General features: G+C 68.7%; 15 protein-coding genes and 1 pseudogene. 7 read left to right on the top strand and 9 right to left on the bottom strand.

Annotation, left to right across the window (positions count from 1 at the left end; all coding sequences use genetic code 11):
- Positions 1-77: 77 nt before the first annotated feature.
- A pseudogene (locus AC07OA_RS18940) lies at positions 78-191 on the top strand (hypothetical protein); the annotation flags it as partial.
- A gap of 8 nt (positions 192-199) precedes the next feature.
- Here AC07OA_RS18940 and AC07OA_RS18935 read toward each other — a convergent pair.
- A complete protein-coding gene (locus tag AC07OA_RS18935) occupies positions 200-1,189 on the bottom strand; it encodes a threonine ammonia-lyase (RefSeq protein ID WP_494665373.1) in 990 nt (329 codons plus the stop codon).
- 99 nt (positions 1,190-1,288) lie between these two features.
- Between AC07OA_RS18935 and AC07OA_RS18930 the strand changes: the two genes are divergently transcribed.
- The 4 genes from AC07OA_RS18930 (at position 1,289) to AC07OA_RS18915 (ending at position 5,489) form a co-directional block, all read left to right on the top strand.
- On the top strand, positions 1,289-1,897 hold the full coding sequence (locus tag AC07OA_RS18930; RefSeq protein ID WP_494665372.1) for an acyloxyacyl hydrolase: 609 nt from the start codon (positions 1,289-1,291) through the stop codon (positions 1,895-1,897).
- A 118-nt stretch (positions 1,898-2,015) separates the two neighbouring features.
- Entirely contained in the window at positions 2,016-3,302 is a 1,287-nt protein-coding gene (locus tag AC07OA_RS18925; protein ID WP_494665371.1) for an adenylosuccinate synthase, read from the top strand.
- Positions 3,303-3,452: 150 nt separating this feature from the next.
- Positions 3,453-4,598 carry a hypothetical protein gene (locus tag AC07OA_RS18920; RefSeq protein WP_494665370.1) on the top strand — a complete coding sequence of 382 codons (1,146 nt, stop codon included), beginning with the start codon at positions 3,453-3,455 and terminating at the stop codon, positions 4,596-4,598.
- 93 nt (positions 4,599-4,691) lie between these two features.
- Positions 4,692-5,489: a response regulator transcription factor gene (locus tag AC07OA_RS18915; RefSeq protein WP_494665613.1), complete on the top strand. Its 798-nt coding sequence runs from the start codon at positions 4,692-4,694 to the stop codon at positions 5,487-5,489.
- Between the two features lie 76 nt (positions 5,490-5,565).
- Here AC07OA_RS18915 and AC07OA_RS18910 read toward each other — a convergent pair whose 3' ends face one another.
- Positions 5,566-7,860, bottom strand: coding sequence for a TonB-dependent receptor plug domain-containing protein (locus AC07OA_RS18910; protein ID WP_494665369.1), 2,295 nt, complete (start codon positions 7,858-7,860; stop codon positions 5,566-5,568).
- Positions 7,861-8,064: 204 nt separating this feature from the next.
- Here AC07OA_RS18910 and AC07OA_RS18905 point away from each other — a divergent pair, with 204 nt between their 5' ends.
- Positions 8,065-9,060 carry a phytase gene (locus tag AC07OA_RS18905; RefSeq protein WP_494665368.1) on the top strand — a complete coding sequence of 332 codons (996 nt, stop codon included), beginning with the start codon at positions 8,065-8,067 and terminating at the stop codon, positions 9,058-9,060.
- 135 nt (positions 9,061-9,195) lie between these two features.
- On the opposite strand, the gene AC07OA_RS18900 is transcribed toward AC07OA_RS18905, so the two are convergent.
- The 4 genes from AC07OA_RS18900 to AC07OA_RS18885 form a co-directional block, all read right to left on the bottom strand.
- On the bottom strand, positions 9,196-9,828 hold the full coding sequence (locus AC07OA_RS18900) for a glyoxalase superfamily protein (protein WP_494665367.1): 633 nt from the start codon (positions 9,826-9,828) through the stop codon (positions 9,196-9,198).
- Between the two features lie 105 nt (positions 9,829-9,933).
- Positions 9,934-10,638: an alpha/beta fold hydrolase gene (locus tag AC07OA_RS18895; protein ID WP_494665366.1), complete on the bottom strand. Its 705-nt coding sequence runs from the start codon at positions 10,636-10,638 to the stop codon at positions 9,934-9,936.
- A gap of 60 nt (positions 10,639-10,698) precedes the next feature.
- On the bottom strand, positions 10,699-11,586 hold the full coding sequence (gene rpoH / locus AC07OA_RS18890; RefSeq protein WP_494665365.1) for an RNA polymerase sigma factor RpoH: 888 nt from the start codon (positions 11,584-11,586) through the stop codon (positions 10,699-10,701).
- Positions 11,587-11,804: 218 nt separating this feature from the next.
- Positions 11,805-13,928 carry a histidine kinase dimerization/phosphoacceptor domain -containing protein gene (locus AC07OA_RS18885; RefSeq protein ID WP_494665364.1) on the bottom strand — a complete coding sequence of 708 codons (2,124 nt, stop codon included), beginning with the start codon at positions 13,926-13,928 and terminating at the stop codon, positions 11,805-11,807.
- A 256-nt stretch (positions 13,929-14,184) separates the two neighbouring features.
- Between AC07OA_RS18885 and AC07OA_RS18880 the strand changes: the two genes are divergently transcribed.
- A complete protein-coding gene (locus AC07OA_RS18880) occupies positions 14,185-14,544 on the top strand; it encodes a phage holin family protein (protein WP_494665363.1) in 360 nt (119 codons plus the stop codon).
- Here AC07OA_RS18880 and AC07OA_RS18875 read toward each other — a convergent pair.
- The 3 genes from AC07OA_RS18875 to AC07OA_RS18865 form a co-directional block, all read right to left on the bottom strand.
- Positions 14,541-15,278, bottom strand: a complete 738-nt coding sequence (locus tag AC07OA_RS18875; protein ID WP_494665362.1) for a tetratricopeptide repeat protein — start codon at positions 15,276-15,278, stop codon at positions 14,541-14,543. The two genes, AC07OA_RS18880 and AC07OA_RS18875, sit on opposite strands and share 4 nt — an antisense overlap.
- 62 nt (positions 15,279-15,340) lie before the next feature.
- Complete coding sequence (gene pth / locus AC07OA_RS18870) at positions 15,341-15,961, bottom strand: aminoacyl-tRNA hydrolase (RefSeq protein WP_494665361.1); 621 nt, start codon at positions 15,959-15,961, stop codon at positions 15,341-15,343.
- A 108-nt stretch (positions 15,962-16,069) separates the two neighbouring features.
- A complete protein-coding gene (locus tag AC07OA_RS18865; RefSeq protein WP_494665360.1) occupies positions 16,070-16,669 on the bottom strand; it encodes a 50S ribosomal protein L25/general stress protein Ctc in 600 nt (199 codons plus the stop codon).
- Positions 16,670-16,759: the final 90 nt, after the last annotated feature.

Genomic DNA, 16,759 nt, shown 5'->3' with positions numbered 1-16,759 from the left:
GGCCTCTCTTTTGGAGCAGATCTTGATCGCTGGGCGCGGACCCTAGCGATCTTCTCCTCACCCGCAAAGCGGGGGAGGTGGCTGGGCGCGCAGCGACGAGACGGAGGGGGCGTCGTGCGGCGGCTGGACGCCCCCTCCGTCACGATGCGTATCCGCATCGCGCCACCTCCCCCGCTGCGCGGGTGAGGAGAGGGAAGGGCTAGATCTCGCCGGCCAGGATCCGCCCGTACAGCACCGGGTCCACGTTCCCGCCCGAGCAGACGATGGCCGCCGCCTGGCCCTTCAGGTCGATCTTGCCGGTCAGGGCGGCGGTCAGGGCCACGCAGCCGCCGGGCTCGATCACCAGCTTCAGGGTGGAGAAGGCGTAGCGCATGGCCTCGGCCACCTCGGCGTCGGTGACGGCGACGATCCCGGACAGGTTCCGGCTGTTGATCGGCCAGGTCAGCTCGCCCGGGATCGGGGTCAGCAAGGCGTCGCAGATCGAGCGGGCGCCCTCGTCGATGGTCTCGCGCCGGCCCGAGGCCAGCGACCGGCGGGTCTCGTCGAAGCCGGCCGGCTCGGCGCCCCAGACCTCGGTGCCCGGCGACAGCGCCTTGACCGCCGTGGAGACGCCGGCGATCAACCCGCCGCCGCCGACGGGGCTCAGCACCCGGTCCAGCGCCACGCCGAAGGCGCGGGCCTGCTCGACGATCTCGATCCCCGCCGTGCCCTGGCCGGCGATGATGTGCGGGTCGTCATAGGAGGGCACCACCACGCAGCCGCGCTGGGCGGCGATCTCCTGCGCGATGGCGACGCGGTCCTCGGTGAAGCGGTCGTAGAAGCGGATCTCGGCCCCGAAGCCGCGCGTGCCCTCCACCTTCACCGTCGGCGAGTCGGACGGCATGACGATCAGGGCCGGGCAGCCCACCAGCTGGGCCGCCAGGGCCACGCCCTGGGCGTGGTTGCCCGACGAGAAGGCCACCACCCCGCGCCGGCGCTCCTCCTCGCTCAGCTGGGACAGGCGGTTATAGGCGCCCCGGAACTTGAAGGCGCCGGCCCGCTGCAGGGTCTCGGGCTTGATCAGCACCCGGCCGCCCAGGCGTTCGTTGAGCGCGGGGCTCTCGATCAGGGGCGTGCGGACGGCCAGGCCGGCGAGGCGCGCGGCGGCGGATTCGATGTCGGCGAAGGAGATCGCTGGGGCGGTGGTCATGGGTGACACGTCTAACCCCGTCGCGACACGACCGAAACCCTTTGCCAGCTGCGCCGTTCAAGCCATAAGAGGACACACGATCCTGCTGGGGAGCACTCCGTGAAGAAAGCCCTGTTCGCCGCCGCGGCCGTCGTCGCCGTGGCCGTCGCCGCGCCCGCCCTGGCCGGCGAAGTCTTCGTCGGCGCCTACAAGCACGACGTCACCTTCCTGGGGAAGGCCGTGGGCCTGGGCGCCGCGGGCCGCGAGGACGGCGTCGACATCCATCTGGGCTATCGCACCGACAAGATCGAAAGCCTGCGCTGGCTGGGCAAGCCGCAGGTCCACGCCATGGTGTCGATCAACAGCGAGAACACCTCCAACTTCGTGGCCGCCGGCTTCGACTGGCGCATCGAGCTGGGCAAGCCGGGCGGCTTCTATCTGCGTCCGGGCATGGGCCTGGCCTATACCGACGGTGAAACCGGCCTGCCGCCGGTGAACCAGCCGGGCATCAGCCAGGAAGAGATCGATCGCCGCCTGTATCTCTACTATCACCGCATCGACTTCGGCTCGCAGGTGCTGTTCGAGCCGGAACTGGCCCTGGGCTACGACATCAACGACAAGTGGTCGACCGAGCTTTCCTACACCCACCTGTCGAACGGCCAGATCTTCCACCAAGGCAAGAACCAGGGGCTTGACGACGTCGGGGTCCGGCTGGTCTACAAGTTCTGAACCGGGCGGCCTCCTCAAGCGGGGCCGCTGCGCCGATCACAAGATATGAAACGTCCGCCGCCGAGTCCTGTCGAAGGGCCGCGGGCGCTTTTCGGCAGGTGATAAGGCATATCTGAACATGGCCAATGTGACCGTTGTCGGCGCCCAATGGGGCGACGAGGGCAAGGGCAAGATCGTCGACTGGCTGTCCAACCGGGCGGACGTCGTCGTTCGCTTCCAGGGCGGCCATAACGCCGGCCACACCCTGGTGGTGGACGGCAAGGTCTACAAGCTGGCCCTGCTGCCGTCGGGCGTGGTGCAGGGCAAGCTTTCCGTCATCGGCAACGGCGTGGTCGTCGATCCCTGGCACCTGCTCTCCGAGATTGCCAAGATCGCCGAGCAGGGCGTGATCATCGGTCCCGACCTGCTGGTGCTGGCCGACAACGCCACCCTGATCCTGCCGCTGCACAAGGACCTGGACCAGGGTCGCGAAGCGGCTTCCAGCCAGAAGATCGGCACCACCGGCCGCGGCATCGGCCCGGCGTACGAGGACAAGGTGGGCCGCCGCGCCATCCGCGTGGCCGACCTGGCCGATCCGGAAGCCCTGAAGCCCAAGATCGAGCGCCTGCTCAGCCATCACGGCGCCCTGCGTCGGGGCCTGGGCCTGCCCGAGGCCGACGGCGAGGCGCTGTTCGACCAGTTGATGGAGATCGCGCCCAAGATCCTGGCCTACGCCCAGCCGGCTTGGCGCCTGCTGGACCAGTCGTACAAGGCCGGCAAGCGCATCCTGTTCGAAGGCGCCCAGGGCGCCCTGCTGGACGTCGACCACGGCACCTATCCGTTCGTCACCTCGTCCAACACCGTCGCCGGCCAGGCCGCCGCCGGTTCGGGCATGGGGCCCAAGGGGCCGGGCTACGTGCTGGGCATCGTCAAGGCCTACACCACCCGCGTCGGCGAGGGCCCGTTCGCCTGCGAGTTGGACGATGAAGTGGGCAAGCACCTGTCGACCGTGGGCCGCGAGGTCGGCGTCAACACCGGCCGTCCGCGCCGCTGCGGCTGGTTCGACGCGGTGCTGGTGCGCCAGTCCGTGGCCATCAACGGCATCGACGGCATCGCCCTGACCAAGCTGGACGTGCTGGATGGCCTGAAGACCCTGAAGATCTGCGTCGGCTACAAGATCGGCGACAAGACCGTCGACTACCTGCCCGCCGGCATGCGCGATCAGGCCGCCGCCCAGCCGATCTACGAGGAGATGGAAGGCTGGAGCGAAAGCACCGCCGGCGCCCGCTCGTTCAAGGACCTCAACGCCAACGCCATCAAATATGTGCGCCGCGTCGAGGAGCTGATCGGCGCCCCGGTGGCCCTGCTGTCGACCAGCCCCGAGCGCGACGACACTATCCTGATGCGCGACCCGTTCCAGGGTTGATCGTCCGCGCCGCCCCTCTCGCCTCGCGTGTGGGTGCGAGAGGGGCGGCCGGCGCGCCAAATTGTCCGACTTCGGATACGGTCATGGTTACGATTGCTTAGCAGGACAGGGTTTATGAGCTTCCTTCTCTAGCGAGGGGGAAGCCGGGCCTTGTCCGCAGTGCGTCGCAAACCAAGGCCGGTGAACAAGGCGGATCGCCTGACCCGCAGCCTGCGGGCTTTGGACCGCACCGCCTCGACCAGCCGCGTGCTGAACCTGCTGGCCATCGAGGCGCAGAGCAGCCATCGGCCCGAGCACGGCGAGGCGCCGCTGTTCCGCAACCGGATCCTCAACACCGCCCTGGTGGTCAAGCACCGCCTGCGGACCGACGACATCTTCCTGTTCGACGAGATCCGGCCCAACGCCACCAAGATCATCATCCCGTTCGAGCGCAGCGATCTGGGCCTGGGCGGCCAGTCGTTCTTCGTGGGCCAGCGCGGCTGGGTCGAGCTGCTGCGCGAGGCCTGCAACGAACACACCGACATGGCCCGGGATCTCGCGACCCTGCGGCTGATCGACCAGCTGCCGTCGCTGGACCCGTTCCTGCTGCGCGAGCACCTGCGTCGCCACGGCGTGATGGTGGCGGCCTGCTACTTCGCCCTGTCGACCGCCGACCTGGAACAGATGCAGAGCTTCGTGGCCGGCGAGATCTCGCAGCTGATCAACCTGGCCTTCCGCGACGCCGGTCGCGTGGTGCCCGGCGCCCACACCGCCCGCCTGGTCGAGGCCCTGCTGTCCACCGACGTCGACGAGCGGCTGGAGCCGCTGCGCGAGACCCTGGTCATGGACGGCGAGAGCTTCAAGGAGGGCGTCTTCAGCTGGAAGGGCTTCCTCTATTACAAGTGGATGCTGACCCGGCTGTGGCCCGAGCTGAACGCGGTGGGCGGCGAGATCGCCCGGCTGTCGGTGACCGGCAACCGCGAGGCCGAGACCGCCCGCTACATCGAAGACACCCGCAAGCGCCTGCGCCAGGGCATCGTGGTCGAGCGCAAGTCGATCATGCGGGCGCTGGACGTCTACGACCGGGCCTTCGAGGACCTGATCGACAACGGAAAGCCCCAGGCGTTCCGCGAGTTCCTGCTGCGCGCCCCGGACATGTTCCTGTCGCTGGGCGAGAAGGTCGGGGTGATCGCCCACATCGCCAGCTTCTGGCGCTATCGCTTCCAGCCGGGACAACCGCTGGTGGCCGACGTGGACGAAGCCGTCGACATTTTCCAGGATTTCGACGCGGGCCTAAGCACCAGCCGAGCGTTCTGAAGTAGAATTTGTCGCAGGCGCGACGGCATAAGCGGTTTTTTACCATCGCCGCGTTAGGATGGCGGCGAGTCAGAGTTGGAGCTCCCGGGTCTCGTGTTCGACGGCAATCCCCGCACCTTGCAGCGTATCGCGGCGAAGATGCAGCGCGTGCTGGTCGTCGACCCGAACACCGCGGCCGTGCGGCTGCTGAGCGACCAGCTGCGCCACGTCGGCAACATCCAGGTCTTCCACGCCACCTCGATCGAGGCCGGCTGGTCGATGGCCCGCACCGTCGATCCGCTGCTGGTCTTCGTCGAGCACGCCTCGGCCGGCGTCGACGGCCTGGCCCTGGCCCGCAAGATCCGTCGCAGCGACCTGGCCTGCCGCGAGAACCCGATCATCATGTGCACGGCCGAAGCGACGGCCGAGGCGATCTTCGGCGCGCGTGACGCGGGCATCCACGAGTTCATGCGAAAGCCGTTCACGATCAAGGATCTGGAGCTTCGCCTGCAGGCCGTGACCCTGAAGCCCCGCGACTGGGTCGAGGCGGTGCAATATGTCGGTCCCGACCGCCGCCGCTTCAACTCGGCCGAATACAAGGGTCCGCGCAAGCGCAAGGCCGACGCGGCCGGCACGCCCGCCGCGCGCCTCTCCCAGGCCCTGCGCATCGTCAAGTCGGCGGCCCAGGCCCTGGACACCGATCCGGCCCAGGCCCGCCGCGCCCTCACCGCCCAGGCGGTGGAGCTGAAGAAGGTGGGCGAGGCGGTCAAGGACGCGCGCCTGGTCGAGGCGGCCAACGCCCTGGAGGCCGTCACCACCGGCGGCATGGGCCGCGCCGAGCTGCTCAAGCGCATCGACGGCCTGCTGGGCTTCATGGCGGCCGACGACGACGGCGGTCGCGGCGCGGCCTGATCGATCCGAAGACCGGACACGAAAAAGGGCGGCGTCGCGAGACGCCGCCCTTCGTCGTTTCGCGCGGTGGCGTTCCTTAGAACGCCATGCGGGCGATCAGCTGGAACACCGGACCGGCGTTCTCGCGCTCCAGTTCGTACTCGTCGAAGTTCCGGTCGTTCTGGTCTTCGATGGTGGTGAACTTGTTGAAGGTCTCTTCCTTCTTGCTGTCCAGCAGGTTGGAGCCGGTCAGGCGGATCGTCAGGTCCTTGCCGATCCGCTTTTCGAGGAAGATTTCCAGGTCGCCGCCGTAGGTGGTGGTCACTTCCTCGCCCACGACGCGGCTATAGGCCTCGCCCTGCTTGCGGTAGGTGACGCCGAACGAGGCGCCCCAGGTGGGGACGTCCTGGATCAGGCCGACGTTCAGCACGTAGTCGGACTGGCTGTTGAACTTGCGCGAGCCGAACTCGTCGTTCACGTCGCTGTCCAGCCACGAGTAGTTCAGGAACACGCCGGTGTTTTCCAGGCCGATGACGGTCAGCGGCGTCGACAGGTCGAACTCCACGCCCCAGACCTTGCCGTCGCCGGTGTTGCGGGCCGAGTAGACGAAGGTGCCGGGACCCTCGTCGCCTTCCGCGCCGGTGTTGGTCAGTTCGATCAGGTCCTTGACCTTGCGGTAGAAGACGTTGACCCCGGCCACGCCCGACTTGCCCAGGCGGCGCTCATAGCCCACGTCCAGGCCCCAGGCGCTTTCCGGCTTCAGCTCGGGATTGCCGATGAAGTCGTTGTCGCCCAGCTCGGCGGTCAGCAGGGCCGGCGACAGGTAGTCGAAGCTGGGGCGGCGGATGGTGCGCGCGCCCGAGACATAGATCTGGTCGTCGTCGGTCACGTTGTAGCGCAGCGAGGCCGAGGGCAGCAGGAAGTTGTAGTCGATGTCGGTGGTCGAGGGGACGGTGCGGTCCTCCAGCGTGACCTCGGTGGTCTCGTAGCGCAGGCCCGCTTCCCACTTCACCGCGCCCGACTTGCCGTTCAGCATCACGTACGGATCCAGGCGGGTCTGTTCGAACGAGGCGTCGCCGCCGTCGATCACTTCGTACGGACCGAAGGCCGGCGGGCTGGCGTTGGGCAGGTTGTAGCGGTTGCGCGGAACCTCGGTGACCAGCAGGTCGCGCTCTTTCTTCTCGTACTGCACGCCGAACTGCAGGGTCACGCCCTCGGAGAGGTCGCGCTTGTGCTCCAGCTTGGCCGAGAACTCGGTGTCTTCCAGGTCGGTCTTGGACTTGTCGCGGGTGATGCGGTCGCCGTCCGGATAGGGGGTGGCGTCGCGCAGATATTCGGTCTCGTCCTCGAACTCGGCTTCCTTGTTCTTGAACGAGGCGAAGCCCAGCTTCAGGCTGGTGGAGCCGCCGAACATGTCGTGCTTGTACTTGCCGTTGATCGAGTAGCTGTCCTGCTCGATGTCGACGTCGTTGTCGTTGACCGTGCTCAGGTGGGCGTCGTCGCGGATGTCCTCGTTGTACTCGATCGAGTCCTCGTCCTGGTAGCGGTCGGTGTGGACGTAGAAGCCGCTCAGGTCCAGTTCGCCGCCGGCCAGCGGGGTCTGGTAGCTGGTGTTGAACGAGTAGTCGGTGCCGTTGCGGACGTCGGTCTGGACCTCGCTGTTGTTGATCGGCGCGCCCGGCTCGTCATAGCGATAGCTGAACTTGTTCTTGGGGTTGCGGCGGCCCTGCACGTTGGCGCCGATCAGCAGGCGGCCGGGGCCGACCTGGCCGCCCCAGACGCCGCCCACGGTGCCGCGCACCTTGCTGTCGTCGAAGCGCAGGGCGCCGACGCGCACGAAGCCGCCGTCCAGGGCGTAGGAGTCGCGCAGCACGATGTTCAGCGCGCCGGCCACGGCATCGCCGCTACGGTTGGCCGAGGCGCCGCGATAGATCTCGATGCGGTCGATCAGCTCGGCGGGGATGCGGTCCACAAAGAAGGCCGAGTCGGCGCCCGAGCCGAACGCGCCCGAGCCCGAACCGGCGCCCGGCACCTTCTCGCCGTTGATCAGGATCTGGGTGTAGGCCGGGTCGAGGCCGCGCAGGCGCACGCCGTCCGATTCCAGAACGTCCGACAGGAAGGCCACGCTGGGCACGCGCTTGAGGGCGTCGCCGGCGGTCAGCGGCTCGAAGCGCTGGAAGTAGTCCAGGTCGTAGTTCAGGACCGGAGCGGCTTCGTCGGAGCGGTTGCGGTAGGCGATCTTGGCCTGGACGACCAGTTCCGACGCCAGGGTCGGTTCGTCCAGCACGGGCGCGGCCGTGGCGATGGGCGCATCGACCTCGGCGGCCTGGGCCGCGGCGGCCAAGGCGATGGGCGCGAGCGCGACCAGCGCGAACAGTGCGGTCTTCTTCATAAGGTACCCCCGGTCATCGGCGCGGCCGTTGACGTGGCCGTTCGCACGTGATTTCACGCGGCGGGGCATAAATTCGCCACGAACCTGGGGCCAGTGATGTTTCTTCGACGTTTTTATCTCTGTTTTGTGACAACGGTTGGAATTTCTCTCCTTCTGGCCGCCTGTGGCGCGCCCGATCCGGAGGCGAAATCGGATTCCGACAAGATGCTGGTCGGCGTCGGCACGCCCGTACCCGCAGCCGGAGAGACCCAATCGGTAGCCACACAGCGCGCGGACGCGGCTGACGACCCGGAAATCTGGGTCGACCCCAAGGACCCCTCGCGCGTGGTGATCTTCGGCACCGACAAGCAGGCTGGTCTGTACACGTACGATCTGAGCGGGAAGGTCACGGGCTTCATTCCCGACGGCAAGCTGAACAATGTCGACCTGCGTGGCGGATTGGCCACGGCCAAGGGCGAGCGGGTGCTGGTCGCGGCCAGCGATCGCGGCCGGATGGGCGCGGCCCTCTATCTGATGGATCCGGCCACCCTGAAGGTCGAGCCGTGGGGCCTGGCGCCCCTGGACCTGGCCGAGCCCTACGGCCTGTGCGTGGGCCGTCGCGGCCAGGACTTCGTCGTGATCGTCGACGGCACGGACGGCCAGGTCCGGCAACTGCGCGTCGCCGTCGGCGCCGACGGCAAGCCGGTGGCCACCGAGCAGCAGCGCTTCGCGGTCGGCAGCCAGACCGAGGGCTGCGTCGTCGACGACGCCAAGGGCGTGCTCTACATCGGCGAGGAGGCCAAGGGCATCTGGCGCTACGACCTGGATCCCGCCAAGGGCGCTGCCCGCACCCTGGTGGCCGGGGCGCCGTCCGACATGCTCAAGCCCGACGTGGAGGGCCTGACCCTGCTGCGCGAGGGCGCCAAGACCTGGCTGATCGCCTCCAGCCAGGGCGACAGCGCCTTCGCCGTCTGGCGCGTGGACGGTGCGCAGCCTGTCTATGCTGGGCGCTTCTCGGTGGTGGCGGCCAACGGCGTGGACGGGGTGACCGGCACCGACGGCGTGGCGGCCCTGGGCGGCCAAGTCGGTCCCTATGCCGAGGGGCTGGTGGTCATGCAGGACGATGTCGACGTCGACGGCGAGGCGGCCTCCACCACCCGCGAGCGCCAGAACTTCAAGCTGGTCGACTGGCGGGCGGTGAAGAAGGCGCTGAAGCTGTAGGGGCCATTCAACTGTCATCCCGGACAAGCGCGTAGCGCGCTGATCCGGGACCGACGTGGAGCGCTGAGTTCACGCGTCGGTCCCGGCTCTTCGGCCGGGATGACAGCTGAAATTTAGCGATCCGTCCTCGCCGACCTAGTCGAACGAGACGAAGGACAGGACGTTGCCGTCGGGATCGCGGACGTGGAAATCGGTCCCGCCCCACAGCTGCTTCACCAGGGTCTGGCTGAACAGGGCGCCTCGAACCTTCAACTCCTCGAACAGGCCCTGCACGTTCGAGACCTCGATGGTGGCCAGGATCAGGGACGTCTCCACGGCCGCGGCCTGGGCGAAGACGGGCTGGTGGACGAAGCGCAGGTGCAGGCAGACCCCGTCGCGCGACACCGCGCCGTAGAACGGCGGGGCGCCGTGCAGGAAGTCGACCTGGAAGCCCAGCATGTCGCGGAAGAAGTCCGCGCTGGCGGCGACGTCGCGCACCAGCAGGATCGGGGTGACCGTCCGCAGCACCGGCGGCCCCGCTGGCGGGCGCGGGGTCTTGGGCGCGTCGGCGCTGGCGGCCTTCAGCGCCGCCCAGTCGGCGTGGCCGGCCTCGACGGCGACGATCTCCTGGGCCAGGGCCAGGGTGAAGGGCAGGTCCAGCACCTGGCGGTCGGTCAGGTCGCGGTAGCGGGGCAGGCGGCGCAGCCGCTCGCCGATCGAATAGTCGCCCTCGCCATGACGGCGGAGCAGCAGCTTGGCGTGTTTGCGATAGGTGTCGAGCGTGGGCATGGGCGCATTCCGGCTGAGGTTTCAGCGGGCGGGCCTAGCCCTTTCGGCGGTCGCCGATGCGCCCCACGGGAACGGCTCCAGCGGTAGGCGGCCGGCGGCGGGGCGTCAAGCCGCGCGCGTCAGCCAGTGGCGCAGGGCGCCGTTGACCGCGCCCGGCGCCTCCATCGGCGTCATGTGGCCGGCGTTCGGAATCACCACCAGGTGCGAGCAGCCGATGGCCTTGGCCATCTCGTACTGGCCGGCCAGAGGCGTGATGGCGTCGTGCTCGCCGCAGACGATGACGATGGGGCAGGAGAGGGCCCGCAGGGCGGCCGCGCCGTCCTCGCGCGGTAGGCTGTTCTGGCGCACGAAGACCTCGCGGCCCAGGCGCTGGGTCATGGCCTGGATGCGGCCGGTCAGGTCCTTGTCTTCGAGCCGCGAGGGATCGACATAGGCGGCCATCAGCCGGTCGGCGATGCCCAGGAACGCTCCGGGGCGCTGGGCCGCGGCGTTGGTCGCCCGGCGCTGGGCGGCGCGTTCGGGGGTGTCGACGCGGAGGGCGGTGTCGATCAAGGCCAGGCGCTGGATGCGTTCGGGCGCGAGCCGGGCGATCTCCTGGGCCACGTAGCCGCCCATCGAGAAGCCGGCCAGGGCGAAACTCGGCTCGGCCTCCTCCAGCACCTGCTGCGCCAGCGCACGGATGCTCTCGCCGCGCGTCAGGTCGGGCACGTGGCAGCGGGCGACGTCCGAGAGGCCGGAGACCTGGTCGCGCCACAGCTCGGCGTCGTTGAGCAGGCCGGGCAGGAGCAGCAATTGAGGAAGATCGGTCATCGAAAAACGCCCCGGACCTTTCGATCCGGGGCGCTCCAGTCATTCAGGGTCGGAAGGCTTTTAGGCCTCGACCATGTTCTTGGCGATGGCGGCTTCGCGCATCGACTTCTGCAGCTTCTCGAAGGCCCGCACCTCGATCTGGCGGACCCGCTCGCGGCTGACGCCGTATTGCGAGGCCAGGTCTTCCAGGGTGGTGGGGTCGTCCTTCAGGCGACGCTCGGTCAGGATGTGGCGCTCGCGGTCGGTGAGCTCGACCATGGCCTCTTCCAGAAGCGTCATCCGCAGGGACTTCTCTTCGTTCTCGGCGACGACCGTCTCTTGCGAGACCTGATCCTCGTCGGCCAGCCAGTCCTGCCACTCGCTTTCGCCGTCCACGCGCAGGGGCGCGTTCAGCGAGGCGTCGGGGCCCGACAGGCGGCGGTTCATCGAGATGACCTCGCTGTCCAGCACGCCCAGCTTGGTGGCGATGGCGCTGACCTGCTCGGGGCGCAGATCGCCGTCCTCGAAGGCGCTGATCTGGCTCTTGGCCTTGCGCAGGTTGAAGAACAGCTTCTTCTGCGCGGCGGTCGTGCCCATCTTCACCAGCGACCACGAGCGCAGGATGTACTCCTGGATCGAGGCGCGGATCCACCACATGGCGTAGGTGGCCAGGCGGAAGCCCTTGTCGGGCTCGAACTTCTTGACGGCCTGCATCAGGCCGACATTGCCCTCGGAGATCACCTCGCCGATCGGCAGGCCGTAGCCGCGATAACCCATGGCGATCTTGGCCACGAGACGCAGATGGCTCGTCACCATCTTGTGGGCGGCTTCGCTGTCCTGGTGTTCCTTCCAGCGCTGGGCGAGCATGAACTCCTCGTCCTTGGCCAGCATGGGGAACTTGCGGATCTCGGTGAGGTAACGCGACAGGCCGCCGTCCGGCGACATCACCGATAGAGAATTCACGGCCATGGAAAACTATCCCCTTGGTGCGGATCCGCCCGTCGTTTCGCGCGCCATCACCCCCACCAGATTGGTGAGATAGGAACGCGTCACAGCGAAGGTAAGAGCGGGTAACGCATTTGTAATGTCCGACAACCCGGCTCGGGTATTGGACGAAACCGCCTTCGAGTGACCTCGAAGACAAAGTGAGAATGAACGTTCATTCTCAAAACCGCAAGCCTAAAAATCTATAAGGCCGCGACGGAAAGCTCGGCCCGCACGCCGGGGGCGTTGTCGCGATAGGCCAGGGTTCCGCCCATCTGGCGAACCAGGGCGTCCATCATCTTGCTGCCGAAGCCGACGCGGGGACCCTGCTTGCCGCCGCCCTGGTCGGCGACGATCAGGCGCATGCCCTCGCCGTCCTCGACCAGGCCGATGTCCAGCCGGCCGGGCTTGCCGCGATAGGCGTACTTCACCGCGTTGATGAACAGCTCGGTGACGATCAGGCCGATGATCACCGCCTTGTCGGTGGACACGGTGACGGGGGCGGCCTCGACCCGCACATGGCGCGCCCATTCGGGATCCAGCGTGCCGGTCATCTCCTCGGCCAGCTCGACCAGGTAGCGGTCCAGGGCCACGGTCTCCAACTGGTCGCCGCGATAGAGCCGGCGGTGGACCAGGCCCACGGCGGTCAGGCGGCGGCTGGCCTCCTCCAGCGGTCCCCGGGCGGCGGGGTCCTCGATGGACTTCATCTGGATGGTCAGGAAGCTGGCGGCCAGGGCCAGGCTGTTCTGCACCCGGTGGTTCACCTCGCGCAGCAGGAAATCCTTCTGGCGCAGCAGGTCGTCCTTGTCCTGCAGGGTGGCGCGCAGGTGGCTGTTCAGCTCGGCGGTGCGGCGGGCGCGGCGCAGTTCCAGGAGCTCGTCGCGCAGGCGCAGGGCCGCGCCGGTCTCGGCGGCGGTCCAGGGGCGCGAGCGGCCGCGCACGGTCTGGGTCCAGGCGTCGAACGAGGCGCGCGGGGTCAGCACCCCGTCCGGCCCCGTGGCCTTCACCGGCTCGCCGGCCCAGCGCACGGTCTCCACCTGCTCGGCCCGGGTCCACAGGATCGCCAGCAGCGGGGCGCGCTCGATCACCACCCCCATCAGCCCGGCCGCCAGCGGGTGCGGCTCCATCTCGGGCAGGACCGCGCCGGCCTGGTCGGTGGACGGCGCGCCGCCGGCCTCGGCCTCCAGCAGCCAGTCGCGCAGCCGCGACAGGGCTTCGGGCGCCGGCGGCTTGCCGGCCGTCTCCACGCCGTCGTTGCGGAACACCGCCACCCCGTCGGCGTCGCCCAGGCGCAGCAGGTCGCGAGCATGCTCCTCCAGCGCCAGGTCGCCGGTGTCGGACCGCCCCAGGGCGTCGACCAGGTCGTCGCCCAGCGACCGCAGGCGCAGGCGCTCGCGATAGCTCTCGGCCTCTTCCTTGGCGCGGATCTGGCGCGACAGGCCGCCGGCCAGGGCGCGGCAGGCGGCGCGAATGTCGTAGGGCAGCAGGCGCGGGATCTCGTGGTGGCAGGCCACCAGGCCCCACAGCCGTCCGTCCTTGACGATCGACACCGAGGCCGAGGCGGTGACGCCCATGTTGCGCAGGTACTGCAGGTGCACGGGCGAGACGCTGCGCAGGGCGCAGTCGCTCATGTCCAGCGGCGCGTCCAGCGGCGGCAGCAGCGGGGCGGGGACGTAGTTGGACTCCGGGATCACCCGCACCAAGTTGCGCACATAGAGGGCGCGGGCCTGCTTGGGGATGTCGGAAGCGGGGAAGTGGTGATTGAGGAAGCCGGCCACGTGCGGGGCGCGGCTCTCGGCCACCACCTGGCCGGCGTCGTCCTCGCCGAAGCGGTAGATCATCACCCGGTCGAAGCCGGTCAGGTGGCGGAACTCCAGGGCCGCGCGGTCGTAGAGGGCCTGCAGGCCCGCGCAGCGTTCGAAGGCTGCGGCGGCGGCCTCCAGCTGGCCCAGGATCTGCGAGCCGGCCAGGGGCTGTTCCAGGCCCGGCTCGACCTCGAGCAGCACCTTGTCGCCCTGGTAGCTGACGCTGACGTCCAGGTTGCGCCCGCGTGCGGGAAGGGTGCCGACGAAGCCGCCGGTCGCGCTGGAGGCGGTCAGGGCGGCGATGCGCCGGGCCAGGCGGTCGTCCAGCACCGCGCCGATGGCGCTGCCGATCCAGGTCTCGACCGACAGCACGCCCGCCACGTCGCCGGCGGCGTGGCGAACCTCCAGGGTGTCGCGGTCCAGGACCAGCAGCACGCCGTGCGGCTGGATGGCGCCGGGAATGTGGATCGGCTCGCGGTCGCAGCCGTCGATCTGGTCCTGGGTGGGGAGCTGGAAATTCATGCCGCGCGCATCCAGGCTTCGATCCGGGCGAACGCCTCCAGCCCGTCATGCCGGTGCCTGGTGGCCGCGCGCGGAGAGTCGAGGATCGGCGATGTCATCAGGGCGTGGGTTCCCGCGGGCCAAGGCCGAGGTTGGTATCATAACTTTGAACGAACATGTTCACTGTCGGATGGTCGACGCAAGTCGGCGCACGGCCTTGCCGGGGCGCGGCGCATGCTCATCTAATGGTCGCGCTTGACGCCCAAGGAGGCTTTTCATGTTGCGTCTTATCATCCGGGCCCTGATCGCCGCCGCCGGCCTGTGGCTGGCGTCCGAGATCGTGCCGGGCATCGAGGTTCCGGGCGGCTGGACCAGCCTGCTGATCGCGGCGGTCCTTCTGGGGGTGGTCAACGCCGTGGTCCGGCCGATCGTCTTCGTGCTCACCCTTCCCCTAACGGTGGTGACGCTGGGTCTGTTCCTGTTCGTCGTCAACGCCGCCATGCTGGGCCTGGTCGGGCTGATGATGAAGGGCTTCGTGGTCGACGGCCTGTGGGCCGGGATCTTCGGCTCGATCGTGGTCGGGCTGGTCAGCTGGGTCGGCCACCTGCTGATCGGCGACGGGCGCGAGCGGGACTAACCCACCGCCGTCGCGGCCAGGTCGCGCCAGGCGCGGGCTTCCTTGCGGAAGTGGGAATGGGTCTTGGCCAGGCGCTTGTCGATCTCGACCAGGGCGTCGCGCGCCTCGTCCTTGCGGCCGGTCTTGGCCAGGAACACCGCGTAGCGGGCCATGCCCTCGAAGCCGGGCAGGTGGGCGGCGGCCCAGCGCAGGGCGGTGTCGGCCTCGGCGTCGCGGCCCAGGGCGTGATAGGCGCGGCCCATGGCCAGGGCGACATTGGGCGTGCGGGCGGCAGGCGACTGGGCGCTGAGGCCCTCCAGGATCGGCAGGGCCTCGGCGGCGCGGTCCAGCTCGATCAGGGCGTTGGCCCGGCCCAGCAGCAGCTGCGGGTCGTCGGCGTACAGGCCCTGCAGCGCTTCGGCGTACAGCCGCTCGGCCTCGGCGTGCTTGCCCAGGCCCGAGGCCGCCGCCGCCAGGCGCGCGCGGTTGGCCACGGTGGGGGCGTCGTCGACGGCCTGGGTCGCGGTCCGATACTCGCGCTGAGGATCGAGGATCTCGCGCGCGGCCTTGCCGACCCGCTGGGCCTTGGCCCCGCCCAGGAACTCGGGCGCGATGATCGCCAGCAGATAGACGATCCCGCCCAGCGGCTGGAACAGCAGGATGATCATCAGCCAGTACATCTGCTGGCCCGTGCGCACCACGTGGACGCACAGCGCGATAGAGAAGATCAGCGACAGGCCGAGGGCGGGAAACATCGGAAACTCCAAGCTCTACCTTGGGTCTTTGTCCCCTGGGCGAGCATACGTCAATCGTCGGCTTACTCCGGCTGGCGCGCGGCTTTTTTAGGGTCGGCCTTGGGGGCGGGGGCCAGGCGCAGCACCTCGGCCTGATAGCGCTCGTCGTCGCCGGCCGCCGCGAACGGCAGGGCGTCGCAAAGGGCGTCCAGCATCGGGTCCAGCCACTGGTGCTCGACCTTGTGGAAGTCGCCCAGCACGTAGTGCATGACCGCGTCCTTGTGGCCCGGATGGCCCACGCCGATGCGGCCCCGGCGGAACGTGTCGCCGATCTGGCTGGTGACCGAACGGATGCCGTTGTTGCCGGCCGCGCCGCCGCCGGCCTTCATCCGGAAGCGGCCGGGGGCCATGTCGATCTCGTCGTGGAAGACGATCACGTCGGTCGGCTTGAGCTTGAAGAACTTCATGGCCTCGCCCACCGCGCGGCCGCTTTCGTTGTAGTAGGTGCGCGGCTTGAGCAGCAGCAGCTTGACCGGGCCGTCGGGGGTGGACACCTGGCCCTCGCACGCCTGGCCCTGGAAGCGCGCGCGCCAGGGCGACGTGCCCCATTTCCGCGCCAGGGCGTCGACGGCCATGAAGCCGACGTTGTGGCGGTTCTTCTCGTACTTGGGCTCGGGATTGCCCAGGCCGGCGAGGATCAGCATCGCTTGGTGCTCGACAGTTCGAACGAAAAAGGGCGGTCAAACGAAAACGGGCGGACCCGAAGGCCCGCCCGCTCTTTAGATCGGTTCGGTCACCCGACCGAGGGGCGATTAGCCCTCGACGGTGGTGTCGCCGGCGTCCGACTGGGCCGAGGCCGAGGCCTTCAGGTTGGCGATCACGAAGTCGCGGTCCTGGGCCGGGCGCACGCCTTCCGGCAGCTTCACTTCCGAGATGCGGATCACGTCGCCCAGGTCGTGCTTGGCCAGGTCGATGACCAGCTCTTCCGGGATCTGGTCGGCCGGGCAGGCCAGCTCGACGGTGTGGCGGATGACTTCCAGCGTGCCGCCCTTCTTCAGGCCCGGCGAGGTTTCGTGGTTCTTGAAGTGCACCGGCACTTCGATCTTGATCAGCTGGTGCTCGTCGACGCGGTACAGGTCGAAGTGCAGCGGCTCGTCGGTGACGGGGTGGAACTGCACGGCCTTGGCGATGACCGATTGCTTCTCTTCGCCGTACTTCAGGGTCACCAGGTGGCCCAGCAGCTTGCCGGTGTAGAGCGCCTTGCGGAATTCGTTGGTCTTCACGGCGATGTTCACGGGCGCCTGGGCGCCGCCGTACAGCACGCCCGGGACCTTGCCCTGGCGGCGGGTTTCGCGCGAACCGCCGGTGCCGGCGCGGTCGCGAAGTTCGACGTTGAGAATGATCTCGGCCATGTCTTGTCTCTCTGGAGAGCCCCATGCTCTCGAAATGCGGAGCCGCCGCACAAGACTGGATTGTCTCGCCCGGTCGACGTTTTTGGGTCG

Source organism: Caulobacter sp. GW821-FHT09B08 (assembly GCF_059418225.1).
Note: the sequence above shows the minus strand (reverse complement) of the source record. Positions and strands in the feature narration are given on the sequence as shown.